The sequence below is a fragment of the Staphylococcus sp. FSL W8-0774 genome (assembly GCF_038006785.1).
In the GTDB taxonomy this organism is placed as follows: Bacteria; Bacillota; Bacilli; order Staphylococcales; family Staphylococcaceae; genus Staphylococcus; species Staphylococcus pasteuri.
The window spans coordinates 204,097-217,653 of the sequence record NZ_JBBOVW010000001.1 but is presented as its reverse complement, the minus strand read 5'-3'; the positions used below and the strand labels follow the sequence as shown (position 1 = coordinate 217,653).

Genomic DNA, 13,557 nt, shown 5'->3' with positions numbered 1-13,557 from the left:
AACGCTTACTTTAACTGGTTATTTATTAAAATGTTACGAATTTTTGTACAAAAAGTCAATCATCAATTCCAATTTTATATAATTTTTATTTTTTACCTAGATATACTTTATATATTAATAGTTAATCTTAAAATACAAACATTAAACGAGTTGGATATCAATTTTAGGGTAAAGTCGACTAAGAGGTGAAGGCATATGTCAGATATTAAAGTCGTTGGCGCCAAACAAAATAATTTAAAAGATATTGATGTTACTATTCCTAAACATCAACTTACAGTTTTTACAGGGAGGTCTGGCTCCGGTAAGTCTTCTTTAGTATTTAATACACTAGCAGCTGAATCTGAGCGTTTACTCAATGAGACCTATTCAAGTTATATACAACATCAATTGAGTCAATTTTCAAAACCTGATGTTGATCAAATTCAAAACTTACCTGTTTCAATGATTATTAATCAAAAACGATTAGGAGGAAATTCTCGTTCCACAGTTGGGACGATTTCTGATATTTATGCATCAGTGCGTTTATTATGGTCACGTATAGGAGAACCATTTGTAGGTTATTCTGATGTCTTTTCCTTTAACAATACAAAAGGTATGTGCGAAACTTGTTCAGGCTTAGGTTATGTAGAGGATATTGATTTAAATGAATTAATTGATTTTGACAAATCTTTAAATGAAGATGCTATCAATTTTCCATCTTTCCGACCTGATAGTTGGAGAGGGAAACGTTATTTATATACTGGACTGTTTGATAACGATAAAAAGTTAAAAGATTATACTAAGGAAGAATTAGATACACTTTTATATACTGAACCAACAAAACTTAAAAATCCTCCTTCTAATTGGCCCAGAACCGCAAAATTTGAAGGTTTAATTCATAGATTCAGACGCTCATTTTTACTAAATGATAATTTTGAGAAAAAAAGATTTGCTAAAGATATAGAACGTGTTGTTCATAAACATGCATGCCCAGATTGTCATGGTAAACGTCTCAATGATAAAGTACTAAGTTGTAAAATTAATGGTATGAATATTGCTGATTTTACTGATTTACAAATTGAAGATGCGTTAGACTTTTTACATAAGATTCATTCTACTAAAGCACAAGTAATTATCGAACCGTTAAAAAAACAGCTTGAATCACTTAGTTATGTAGGTCTCAATTATCTAACTTTATCTCGTGAAACCACGTCATTATCTGGTGGTGAATCGCAACGTATCAAACTTATTCGTCATCTCAACAGTCCATTGAGCGATTTAGTTTATATTATTGATGAACCAAGTGTTGGACTGCATCCTGAAGATATTCAACGAATTAATGATTTAATTCAATCTTTAAAAGACAAAGGAAATACAGTACTCGTCGTAGAACATGACCCTGATGTCATTAAAACTGCCGACCATGTTATCGATATTGGGCCATTAGCCGGTAAAGATGGCGGACAAATTACTTTTGAAGGTAGTTACCAAGACTTACTTAAATCTAGTACGAGTACTGGACAAGCGTTGCATCGCTCTCATAATCTAAAAGAAAATATAAGAGTATCATCTGATATGTTAGATATTAAGGATATTTCTAAAAATAATTTACAACATATTACGACTCAATTACCTAAATATGCGATGACTGTTGTTACAGGCGTAGCTGGTTCTGGTAAAAGTTCTTTAATTACAACAGCATTTGAAAAAGATGAGCAAGCTATATTTATCGATCAGAAGCCTGCTCATGCTTCAAACCGTTCGAATCTACTAACTTATTTAAATATCTTTGATGATGTAAGAGCGTTCTTTAGTGAGCAAACTGGCTTAAAGAAAAGTATGTTTAGTTATAATTCAGAAGGTGCATGCCCAGAGTGTCATGGTAAAGGAGTTATTAAAACTGAATTAGCATTTATGCCCGATTTTTCTCAAACATGTGAAATGTGCGGTGGTACAAGATATCGTCCTGAAGTGCTTGAAGCTAAAGTAAATGGCTATTCTATTGCAGATATTTTATCTTTAACAGTTCAAGAAGCTATTGAGAAATTTAAAGATGACAATCATATTGTGCAACCTTTACAAGCCCTAGCCAACACTGGATTGTATTATATGACACTTGGACAGTCCCTTGATACATTGTCTGGTGGTGAAATTCAACGTGTTAAATTAAGTAAATATTTAACAGAAACTGTACATGATGCGATATTTATTTTTGATGAGCCCACTACTGGACTTCATGAAGATGACCTGCCCATTTTAATTGAATGCTTTAACCATTTAATTGAAGAAGGTAATACCGTTATTTTAATTGAACATAATTTAACAATGATGACTCAAGCGGATTGGTTTATAGATATTGGCCCTTATGCTGGCGATAAGGGCGGACAATTACTATATAGTGGTGAGCCAAAAGGATTACTAGATATAGAACAATCCGTAACTGCCAAACATTTGAAAAGATATATTCAATCCTAGTTAGGATATCAATATAACAACCAGTACAATAGTGACATTTACACCCTTGTATTAGGTTGTTATTGTTTTTAATAAGTAATTAGTATACAAACTTCAAACTTACTTATCTTTAAAAAAAGACTTTGTCAGTCATATTAATAATATATTCTTATTCATAATTTCTTATAGTCTCTTACTTTTATACTAAGTTAAAGTCTTATCCTCTATTTTTTACAAATTTTTAAATTTATAAATATTTGCTCATAAATGTTAAATTTTCCTCACTGTTTATCTCTATCCATGTTATGCTTAAATTGTTTGGAATTAAATGCATATTTATTTATAATAATTCATCAATATAGAATTTGGGTAGGAGGAGATTTTATGAAAGCAGAACAAATAAAAAAAGAAAAGCATACATCTTCACCTAAGAGAAAGTTCAAGTTGAAAATGCCTGGTGCCTTTGCAATTTTATTCATTTTAACCATTTTAGCTGTATTAGCAACTTGGATGATTCCAGCAGGTTCGTATTCAAAATTATCTTATGAAGATCACTCATTAAAGGTCGAAAATCCTCAAGGTAAAGTTGAAACACATAAAGCAACACAACAGGAATTAGACAAAATGGGTGTCAAAATTGATATTAATCAGTTCACTTCAGGTGCGATTAATAAGCCTGTTTCTATTCCAAATACTTATGAACGTTTAGATCAACATCCTGCTAAATTAACTGACATTACAAGTAGCATGGTTAACGGAACAATTGAAGCTGCTGATATTATGGTCTTTATACTTATACTAGGTGGTTTAATTGGTGTTGTTCAAGCGAGTGGTGCTTTTGAATCCGGACTTCTCGCGTTGACTCAAAAGACAAAAGGGAGAGAATTTCTTTTAATCTTCTTTGTTTCTATATTAATGGTACTTGGTGGAACACTATGTGGTATAGAAGAAGAAGCTGTAGCCTTCTACCCTATTCTTGTCCCTATATTTATCGCAATGGGATATGATTCTATTGTTTGTGTAGGAGCTATCTTTTTGGCGAGTTCTATGGGATCAACATTCTCAACAATCAATCCATTTTCAGTGGTTATCGCTTCTAATGCAGCTGGTACAACTTTTGCTGAAGGATTGTACTGGCGTGTTGCCGGTTGTATTATCGGAGCCATGTTTGTTATAGGTTACCTCTATTGGTACTGTAAAAAGATTAAAAAGAACCCTGAAGCCTCATATAGTTATGAAGATAAAGATACATTTAATCAACAATGGTCTGTCATGGAGCATGATAATCAGCAACAAACATTTACTACACGTAAGAAATTAATTTTATTACTATTTGTTATACCCTTCCCTGTGATGGTTTGGGGCGTCATGTCTCAAGGTTGGTGGTTCCCAACTATGGCTTCAGCATTTCTAATATTTACCATTATTATTATGTTCTTAGCTGCGACAGGTCCAAAAGGATTGGGAGAACAAGGTGTTGTAGATGAATTTGTTAAAGGGGCATCAAGTTTAGTAGGTGTCTCACTTATTATAGGGTTAGCACGTGGTATCAATTTAGTATTAAATAACGGAAGAATATCAGATACGATTTTACATTTTTCTTCATCACTTGTTGAAAATATTCAAGGTCCATTATTTGTTATCGCATTACTATTTATCTTTTTCTTCCTAGGATTTATTATTCCATCATCATCTGGACTAGCTGTATTAGCGATGCCTATTTTTGCACCATTAGCCGATACGGTGGGTATTCCTAGATATACGATTGTTACGGCGTATCAATTTGGTCAATATGCAATGTTATTCTTAGCCCCAACCGGTTTAGTCATGGCTACATTACAAATGCTTAACATGCGTTATTCTCATTGGTTCCGTTTCGTTTGGCCAGTGGTTGTCTTTGTACTTGTATTCGGTGGTGGCATGTTAGTAACTCAAGTTTTATTACATTAACTATATTTTATGAAAAGGGATAATACATCGCCATTGATGTATTATCCCTTTAACTCTATTTATTAATTTCACGTGTTAACCACTCAACAATTTCCCGGAAAATATTTTTATTATATGATGACTCATTAAATATTTCATGTTGAAGGCCGTCATAAATGTGTATTGATTTATGTTTAGAACCAATTTCATTATACAATTCTAGTGAATCTTGATAACTTACTAATCCATCATCTTTGCCATGCAAGATCAATATCGGTTCAGTAAAATATGCTGCATTTTCTTTCAATATCTTAACACCATCTAATAACGTATAAATTAAACCCATTGATATATCTTCAGCAATTAAATCATCCGTCTCATATATTTGAACTACTTCTTCATCAGAACATAAGCCTTCTCCTAATTCATTAGGTATATACATATCATAAGGGTGATTACTATCAAGGTCTCCAAACAAATTTAAATGATTCCTCGTTAACGCTCCAGAAGTAATAATACCATCAACAAGCCCAGGATGCTTCGTTCCATATAGAGTAACTGCATAACCACCCATACTATGACCAATCAAATAAATGTTACCTGGACAATTTTCCATCACACATTGTACGGTTGCATCCAAATCTTCAATAATTTCATTTTCATTATTATAATATACAGGTTTTCCTTCTGAACGACCATGCCCTCGTTGATCATAACGAATAACATTAAATTGATTATCGTTCAAAAAAGCCGCCAACTCATCATATCTATCAAGATACTCTGCTAAACCATGTACTATAATGACATTAGCTTTTGAGTTATTAACCGTGTTAATTTTACCGTACAAATTTGTACCATCTGCTGATTGTATATATTTTATAAAATTCATGGTCATCGACCCCTTTATATTATTAATACCCCTTTTTCGAACAATCATAACTCATCACTTAATTTCGTTCGGAATGTAAACTTCTGATTCACTATCAGGAGGATAATAATATCCGTTAGGAATCGTTTGTAATTCAATTAAACTGCCCCATGGTGTTTTGATATAAACTGTTTGATTATCGTTCGTATCTTCATAACGTGTATTTAAATGTGGTTCTGAAATTGGCTCGCCACCAGCAGATTTAACTTGTTCTACAGCATGCTCAAAGTCATCTACATAAAAAGATATGTGCGTATAGCCAATATCTTGCAATGTCTCTGCTTGACGTTGTGTCGCATCTTTAAACTCAAATAGTTCAATATTAGGTCCATTTCCAAATACCATCATTCGTTTTTTAATAATTTTGGCACCTTGTTGTAGTCCTAAGACACGTTCAACAAATTCTCCTTCTCTAGGATTGTCGTATTTTGTTTGGCTATCATAAGCAATTTTTCCATCTAAACCTTCTTTAAAAAACTGTGTTGCTTCTTCAATATCAGGAACAGTAAGTCCAATATGATTAATACCTCTTGAAATTGTCATATTTAAACACCTCTTTACTTTTATTTTTCCCGTATTTTAATTTTTCTACTTTTTTATTCTTATCATTTGACACTTTTTGTTAATAAATATACTTTTAAAGTAGAAAAAACCTAAAACTTTTAGATATTTAAGCATTAAAAAGTTTGCTTTTCTAAAAATAGTGTAGTATATTATTTATATCAAGTACAAATGATATATTAAAAAGAAAACGGAGGAGTTAATTATGACTCAATTTACATTCGATAGCGTACACAGTTCTTTAGAATTCCAAATCAAACACTTAATGGTATCAAAAGTTAAAGGAACATTTGATCAATTTGACGTAAATGTTGAAGGCGACATTAACGACTTAAGTTCTTTAAAAGCAACAGTAACAATCGATCCAAAATCAATCAATACTGCTAATGAAGATCGCGACAATCACTTAAAATCAGGAGATTTCTTCGGTACTGACGAATTCGACAAAATCACTTTCGTAACTAAAGAAATCAGCGAAAACAGTGTTGTTGGTGACTTAACTATTAAAGGTGAAACTCATGAAGAAAAATTTGACGTTGAATTCAATGGCGTAAGTAAAAACCCTATGAACGGCGAACAAGTTACTGGTTTCATCGTAACTGGTAAAATTAACAGAGAACAATACGGGATCAACTTCAACCAAGCATTAGAAACTGGTGGCGTAATGTTAGGTAAAGACGTTAAATTCGAAGCTTCAGCAGAATTCAGCGTACAAGACTAATTTAAATATATTTTTTTAAAACGTCTGGGTATAAACCTAGACGTTTTTTTATTTTATAACTAAAAAGGTTTGCACACTTAAATTAGTATACAAACCTTAATACTTATTTTTCTTAATTATCTACCTTTGGCTTTTTAACAAATAATGAACAAATTAAACCAATGAATGCTAAGACTACTAAATACCAGAATGCTTTTTCTGCTCCATGTGCTATTAATATTGTTTCTGATATTTTTTCATGAGTTTCTGAAAAATGTTTCATTGCAATAGTATATATTGTAATAGCAATTGTGGTACCAGCTGAACCAGCCACTTGTATTAATGTAGTAATCGTTGCAGAACCATCCGGGTATAATTCTTTTGGTAACTGATTTAGTGCATTTGTTTGAGCAGGCATCATAATCATTGTTATTCCTATAAACATTAACATGAAATTACAGATAATCACCCAAACTGGTGTATGCGCTGATATGGTAAAAGCGAAGATTAACATAGAAATAAATAAAATAACAAAACCAAATATACCAAATATTTTCGCCCCAAATTTATCAAATAATTGACCTATTATAGGGGACAAAATTAAATTCATAATATTGCCTGGTAATAAGATAAGGCCTGCCATAATAGCGCTAAACATTAACGATCCCTTGATATATATCGGTAGAATAATACCTGATCCTAGAATACATAATATAACAAGAAAAAACATAAGAGCCCCTAAATTAAACATGCCATATTTAAATACTCTTAAATTTAACATTGGAGATTTAAGTGTAAATTGACGTCTAACAAAGACTATTAATGCAAGAATACCAATCAACAACGGTCCCCAAACAACTATATTCATGAATGGTTGTTCTGCCATCATATTTAATCCAAAAATTATTCCAGAAAATCCAATTGTCGATAAAATAATAGATAATATATCAATTTTCGGTTTCGTAATTTCTGAAACATTCTCTACTTTATTGATAGCTATAATTAAAATAACGACATATAATACTGCACTAATCCAAAAAATATAGTGCCAACTAAGAGATGAAATGATGATACCAGCAATAGTTGGTCCTAAAGCTGGTCCTGCAGTCATTACAAGTCCCATAATCCCCATAACTACCCCTCTTTTTTCAATGGGGAATATAAGCATTAACACTGTAACCATTAACGGCAGAATAATTCCAGTACCTAACGCTTGGACAATACGACCTAATAGTAAAAAGGAAAATGCAGGTGCTATTGCAGCAATTACAACCCCTATAAGAGATAATATGATACCTGATATTATCAATTTTTTGTGCTAAACCATTTAGTTAAATAGACAGATACGGGTACCATACATGCCATCGTTAATAAATATCCTGTAGTCAACCATTGGGCTAAAACAGCACTAACATGGTAATCGCTCATTACATTTGTTAATGCCATGTTTAATGCTGTTTCACTAAACATTCCCATAAATCCACCTATCATTAATACAAAAGCAAACATTTTGGGACTTTTTACTTTTACTTGAGTCGTCATTCTATACCTCTTCCCTTATAACATTCTTTTTTTAAAGCATTAGCACTAACTTTAGCAAATGCGTTTCAATTTTGTCAACTTAGTTGACAAAAATAAGGCATAAAATAACTGTTGAACTACAATCTGTGTAAATTCAACAGTTTAATTAACAAAAGATATATTCAGTTATTTTTAAACTCCTTTAAGTTCCAATCTTCACTTAAAAGTTTCTTTAAGGTTTTCATATTTTCAGTACCAAGTTGTTTTTCAATATGCGATTCTAATTGTTGATTAATTTTTAAATACTGTTCATAACATTTTTCTCCATATTTTGTGAGCTGTACACTTTTCTCTTTTTTATTACCTTCTACATCTTTTATAACAGCTATTTCTTTATCTTGTAATTTATTTACAACTTTATGAATGGCTTGACGTGATAAATTCACTGATTGATTTAATTCTACAAAACTTAATTGCTTTTTATAAATTCTAAAAATAACGTACCACTCAGAACTTGATAATTTGCTATCAGTTATTTCTTGATTCGTTAAGTCTTCAACTATCCCTCTTAAATGGCTATGGCGCTCACTTATTAAATCAACAAAATCTAATTTTTCATAGTCTTCATACATATTTTTCACCCGTTAACTTAATCTATTTTCTTATTGAAATTGATAACTGTCATGGCCTTTTGCGAATCCATTAACTGTATACAACATAGAACCGCCACCCATTTCTATATCATTCGCACATATGATTAATTGATTTGTACCAGGGATAAATTGAGGGTGTGTAGAACGTAACATATGACCTTCATCTCGACCTGGCATTAATATTTGTCCAATCGGATAGCCTTTTTTATTAAATACTAATACTCTACCTTGCCCATACATTGCTACATATAAATTATCATCACTATCTATACAACATGAGTCTGGTCCTTCATGACCTGTGAAATAATATGGAATCGTCGCGCCAAATGGTGCAATCGTCACTCCATCTTCTTCTAAGTCTATTCGATGTAGACGATTAGTAGTTGTTTCAGTTACCCAAAGAGTGCGCTCGTCAGTACTTAAAGCAATACCATTAGCAACACTAATATTTTGTATCACAGGTGTTACATGTTGAAAATCTGGTGATACTTAATATACACCGCCTTGAGGATTAGTTGAATACCCTCTAAAATCTGTAAAATAAAATCCACCTTTACTATCAAACACCATATCATCAATACAATATTCAGTAGTTAATTCAGCAATAATTTCTTCAAACTGTTCCCCTTTTTCAGTAGTAGCAAAGATTCCGCCAGTTGATTTGAAATCACCTAAATAACAAATAAACAAGCGACCATCCTTATGAATTTTAATTGCTGCTGGATTGTCTTTTTCTGATTGGAATGGACGTGTTACTTCTTTAGATTCGGGATTTACTTTAAAAATATTACCTTCAAAAACATCTAGTAAAAATAATTGACCATCACGATCAAACTGTAGTCCTTCAAGTTGTAGTCCTTTATCGGAAATTTCTACCCATGGTTCAGCCGTAATTGTTTGAAGTTCACTTTCAGAAACAATCGGTGCGACACTTGCTGATTTCCCTTCATATTTTAATGTTGGTAATCCATTTTGTTCCATATCCATACCCCTTCTTTCTTTAATATTAATCACTCCTATTTTATCTGAAATTATTTTTAAAGTCATTGAAAGGCTAACTCATTTTAAAATTTAATATATAAAATAATACATAATCATTTTTAATTTATAAGCTGAGATATTGAATCATTTGCTAATTTTGGTACAATATTATAATGGTATAAAAAAATGCACAGACATTAACGAAACAAATGATAAATAATCATATATGATGTAGAAATAATTAGATTAATATTTAGAGGAGAATAAGAATGGATTATAGAGTACTTTTATATTATAAATATACAACTATTGATGACCCCGAAACTTTTGCAGCTGAACATTTAGAATTTTGTAAAAACAATAACTTAAAAGGTCGTATTTTAGTATCTACAGAAGGTATTAACGGTACATTATCAGGTACAAAAGAAGATACTGATAAATATATGGAACATATGCATGCAGACGAACGTTTTAAAGATATGACATTCAAAGTTGATGAAGCTGAAGGTCATGCTTTCAAAAAAATGCACGTACGTCCTAGAAAAGAAATCGTTGCACTTGATTTAGAAGACGATGTAGATCCACGTGAAACAACTGGTAAATATTACTCACCTAAAGAATTTAAAGAAGCACTTGAAGATGAAAATACAGTCATCTTAGATGCTAGAAATGACTATGAATTTGATTTAGGACACTTCCGTGGTGCAGTACGTCCAGATATTACACGTTTCAGAGACTTACCAGATTGGATTCATGAAAACAAAGATCAATTAGATGGTAAAAACATCGTGACATATTGTACTGGTGGTATTCGTTGCGAAAAATTCTCTGGTTGGTTAGTTAAAGAAGGCTTTGAAAACGTAGGTCAATTATATGGCGGTATCGCTACTTACGGTAAAGATCCTGAAACTAAAGGCCAATATTGGGATGGCAAAATGTACGTTTTCGATGAACGTATTAGTGTAGATGTTAACCAAGTTGAAAAAACGGTTGTCGGTAAAGAACATTTTGATGGCACACCTTGTGAACGTTACATTAATTGTGCAAATCCAGAATGTAATAAACAAATTCTTGTTTCAGAAGAAAACGAAGAAAAATATTTAGGCGCTTGTTCATATGATTGCGCTAAACATGAACGTAACCGTTATGTAGCAACTCATGACATTAGTGATGAAGAATGGAATCGTCGTTTAGAAAACTTTAAAGACGTACCAGAACACGCTCACGCATAAATAATTATTGATTGGACCCATTTAAAAAAATGTGGTCCTTTTTTATTTTGCAAGTTCATTGAATTAAATGTTTATCAAGAATATAATTGATAATAGTTATCAATTAAAAGATGTGGAGGTTTGCTTAATGTGTACTGGTTTTACGTTTCAGTCTTATCAAAATGAGACTATTTTAGGTCGAACAATGGATTATGATTGGCCTTTAACAGGTCATCCAGCAATACTGCCTCGTCATTATACTTGGGAGTCTCGCGCTGATTATCAAGGTACTACTTTATATGGTTTTGTCGGCACAGGAAGTGACATGGAAGGCTTTATGTTTGGTGATGGCATGAATGAACATGGTCTTGCTATTTCTACACAATACGACAGAGATTATTGCACCTACGCTTCAGAAATACTAGACGATTATATTAATATTTCTCAAAATGATGTATTAATTTGGGTACTTGGATATCATCAAACGATTGAAGAACTCATTCAACATACAAGCAAAGTTAATGTCGTCGCCGTAACACTTAATGATATTAATGACGTCCCACCGCTTCATTATCATGTATCCGACGCAACTGGACGTTCTGCAGAAATCACTTTTGAAGACGGACGTATGGTAGGTAGTTCGTGATAATCCAATTGGCGTATTAACGAATCATCCAGACTTAAATTGGCATTATGAGAATCTCAAACAATATATTAATATCACACCTTATCAACCACAATCTCAATTAACCAATGGAGCTACATTACAACCTTTAGGAGCAGAAAGCGGTACACACGGCTTACCTGGTGGTTATACATCAACTGAAAGATTTGTCCGTGCTGCTTATTTAACACGTCATCTTAAACCATCACCAAACGATAATCCTATCTTAGATGCTTTTAGAATTTTAGACACAGTGAGCATTCCAAAAGGAGCTGTGCGTCCTATAGGCAGTGACTTTTACTATACGCTATATCAAACTGTATTTAATTTAAGTACTAAAACGATGTACGTCAAATACTATCAATCTAATCAAATTTTAGAATTACAGCTCAATGAAGATCTTTTAAATCAACATGATTTAATTATTTATGAACCCATACAAGGCATTTCAACAACGTCTTTAAATTAATATATAGCATATATAAAGGCAGTACTGATACGTTTTAATTTGTATCAATACTGCCTAATTTAATATTATTTGTTATTATGCTTTTACATTTTTTGGAATAAGTATGAACGCAGAAATAACACCTAATACCATCATAACTGCACCTGTTAAGAATGAAATCGATGCAGCAGTGGCAACTGGATAAAATTGCGAACAAACAGTAAAGATTGTGGTGTTAATTGCAACACCAAATGCCATACCAAGCGTTGCTCCCATTTTATATAAACCAGTGGCAAAACTTACTTTATCATCAGGCATATTAAATACTGCAACAGTTAGACCAGGTGTAGCAACTAAGCCGTTACCAATGGCACATATCACAAACGCTACCACTACTACTCCAACATACCAATGTGGCACAAAGAACGTCATACTAATTAAAATGATTCCTAATGTTGGGAATAGTGGACCGGCAATTAACATACTTTTACCACCGAAACGTTTAATCGCAAGCTCACCGAAACGAATCATCAGTATCGCCATAATTGTATAAGGTACGATGACTAATCCCGTTTGTGCTTCGTTTAAGCCAAGTTGTTGTTGAGCATAGCCGTTAAATACAACTGTTGTACCTGTACCAGTATTAACAACAAAGTTATTAATCGTTGCTCCTAAAAATGATTTATTTTTTATAATTGAAAAGTCAATAAACGGTACTGTCTTTTTCTTTTCATAAAAATAAAATATTAATAATGCAATGACAATAATAACGACAAGTGTGATTGTGAATTTCCCAATGCCGTATGTATATCCTTGAGTCATTAGAATCATCAATGCCGCGATAAATATGCCAAACAACACCATACCAACATAATCAAATGGTTGATGATTACGTTCTTCTCGAGGTGCTTCTTGTTTATTTCGTAATATTATTAAAGCAATGATTGATAACACGATAGAAACTATAAATATAGATTGCCAGCCTAAGTGACCAGATAACCATCCACCCACATATGATGTAAGTCCTATACCACCTACCGTTGCAATCATTAAATAGCTATATGCTTTACGTAATTGTTGTCCTTTAAAATGATCTGTAACTAACCCTATCGTCGACGGTAATAAAATCGCCGCTGATAAACCTTGAAATGCACGTCCAATAATTAAAAACGCAGTAATATGCGTACTAATCAGACTTAAACAACCAATAATACTAAATAATAGGCCTAATTTCGTCATTCTTAAGTTTCCTATTTTATCGGCAACATCCCCTGCACAAACCATAAATATACCAGTTACAAAGCCTACTAGACTGATAGATAAGTTTTTAGTTGCATCCGTTGTATCAAATGTTTGTTGCACACTAGAACCTATATTGATAAACGATTGTGCGAACATCCAATATGTTAACACTGCAAAGCACGCAGCTAATACGAGACTGCCATCAAATTTATTTACCTTGATAGACACATTTGTCACTCCTTATATTTTAAATGAGAATTATTATCAATTAAGACATAAGTTATTA

Annotated in this window: 8 protein-coding genes and 3 pseudogenes; 5 read left to right on the top strand and 6 right to left on the bottom strand. The window is 32.4% G+C overall.

Annotated features, from left to right (window positions below):
- The first annotated feature begins 195 nt into the window (after nucleotides 1-195).
- On the top strand, nucleotides 196-2,454 hold the full coding sequence (locus tag NSQ15_RS00950; RefSeq protein ID WP_217194043.1) for an ATP-binding cassette domain-containing protein: 2,259 nt from the start codon (nucleotides 196-198) through the stop codon (nucleotides 2,452-2,454).
- A gap of 363 nt (nucleotides 2,455-2,817) precedes the next feature.
- Nucleotides 2,818-4,383 carry a YfcC family protein gene (locus tag NSQ15_RS00945; RefSeq protein WP_017637280.1) on the top strand — a complete coding sequence of 522 codons (1,566 nt, stop codon included), beginning with the start codon at nucleotides 2,818-2,820 and terminating at the stop codon, nucleotides 4,381-4,383.
- Nucleotides 4,384-4,438: 55 nt separating this feature from the next.
- On the opposite strand, the gene NSQ15_RS00940 is transcribed toward NSQ15_RS00945, so the two are convergent.
- Together NSQ15_RS00940 and NSQ15_RS00935 are read right to left on the bottom strand one after the other, a co-directional pair.
- Nucleotides 4,439-5,251 (bottom strand): alpha/beta hydrolase, encoded by an 813-nt coding sequence (locus tag NSQ15_RS00940; RefSeq protein ID WP_017637281.1) that lies wholly within the window; start codon nucleotides 5,249-5,251, stop codon nucleotides 4,439-4,441.
- A gap of 54 nt (nucleotides 5,252-5,305) precedes the next feature.
- The gene (locus NSQ15_RS00935; RefSeq protein ID WP_017637282.1) at nucleotides 5,306-5,833 is read right to left on the bottom strand and encodes a VOC family protein; all 528 of its coding nucleotides are present in this window, start codon (nucleotides 5,831-5,833) and stop codon (nucleotides 5,306-5,308) included.
- Between the two features lie 223 nt (nucleotides 5,834-6,056).
- Between NSQ15_RS00935 and NSQ15_RS00930 the strand changes: the two genes are divergently transcribed.
- A complete protein-coding gene (locus NSQ15_RS00930; protein WP_017637283.1) occupies nucleotides 6,057-6,572 on the top strand; it encodes a YceI family protein in 516 nt (171 codons plus the stop codon).
- Between the two features lie 112 nt (nucleotides 6,573-6,684).
- Here NSQ15_RS00930 and NSQ15_RS00925 read toward each other — a convergent pair.
- The 3 genes and pseudogenes from NSQ15_RS00925 to NSQ15_RS00915 form a co-directional block, all read right to left on the bottom strand.
- Nucleotides 6,685-8,093: pseudogene (locus tag NSQ15_RS00925) on the bottom strand (DHA2 family efflux MFS transporter permease subunit).
- 161 nt (nucleotides 8,094-8,254) lie between these two features.
- Entirely contained in the window at nucleotides 8,255-8,704 is a 450-nt protein-coding gene (locus tag NSQ15_RS00920) for a MarR family winged helix-turn-helix transcriptional regulator (RefSeq protein WP_017637285.1), read from the bottom strand.
- 30 nt (nucleotides 8,705-8,734) lie between these two features.
- Nucleotides 8,735-9,706: pseudogene (locus NSQ15_RS00915) on the bottom strand (SMP-30/gluconolactonase/LRE family protein).
- Between the two features lie 269 nt (nucleotides 9,707-9,975).
- On the opposite strand from NSQ15_RS00915, the gene trhO reads away from it, so the two are divergent.
- Both trhO and NSQ15_RS00905 read left to right on the top strand, forming a co-directional pair.
- Entirely contained in the window at nucleotides 9,976-10,938 is a 963-nt protein-coding gene (gene trhO / locus NSQ15_RS00910) for an oxygen-dependent tRNA uridine(34) hydroxylase TrhO (RefSeq protein WP_154873948.1), read from the top strand.
- Between the two features lie 127 nt (nucleotides 10,939-11,065).
- Nucleotides 11,066-12,050 (top strand): annotated as a pseudogene (locus NSQ15_RS00905) (choloylglycine hydrolase family protein).
- 75 nt (nucleotides 12,051-12,125) lie between these two features.
- Here the strand turns inward: NSQ15_RS00905 and NSQ15_RS00900 are convergent.
- Nucleotides 12,126-13,499: an MFS transporter gene (locus NSQ15_RS00900; RefSeq protein ID WP_017637288.1), complete on the bottom strand. Its 1,374-nt coding sequence runs from the start codon at nucleotides 13,497-13,499 to the stop codon at nucleotides 12,126-12,128.
- Nucleotides 13,500-13,557: the final 58 nt, after the last annotated feature.

Coding starts and splice junctions, on each gene's coding strand:
- NSQ15_RS00940 (WP_017637281.1), bottom strand. CDS start 5,251: ATGAATTTTATAAAATATATACAATCAGCAGATGGTACAAATTTGTAC.
- trhO (WP_154873948.1), top strand. CDS start 9,976: ATGGATTATAGAGTACTTTTATATTATAAATATACAACTATTGATGAC.
- NSQ15_RS00950 (WP_217194043.1), top strand. CDS start 196: ATGTCAGATATTAAAGTCGTTGGCGCCAAACAAAATAATTTAAAAGAT.
- NSQ15_RS00920 (WP_017637285.1), bottom strand. CDS start 8,704: ATGTATGAAGACTATGAAAAATTAGATTTTGTTGATTTAATAAGTGAG.
- NSQ15_RS00930 (WP_017637283.1), top strand. CDS start 6,057: ATGACTCAATTTACATTCGATAGCGTACACAGTTCTTTAGAATTCCAA.
- NSQ15_RS00935 (WP_017637282.1), bottom strand. CDS start 5,833: ATGACAATTTCAAGAGGTATTAATCATATTGGACTTACTGTTCCTGAT.
- NSQ15_RS00945 (WP_017637280.1), top strand. CDS start 2,818: ATGAAAGCAGAACAAATAAAAAAAGAAAAGCATACATCTTCACCTAAG.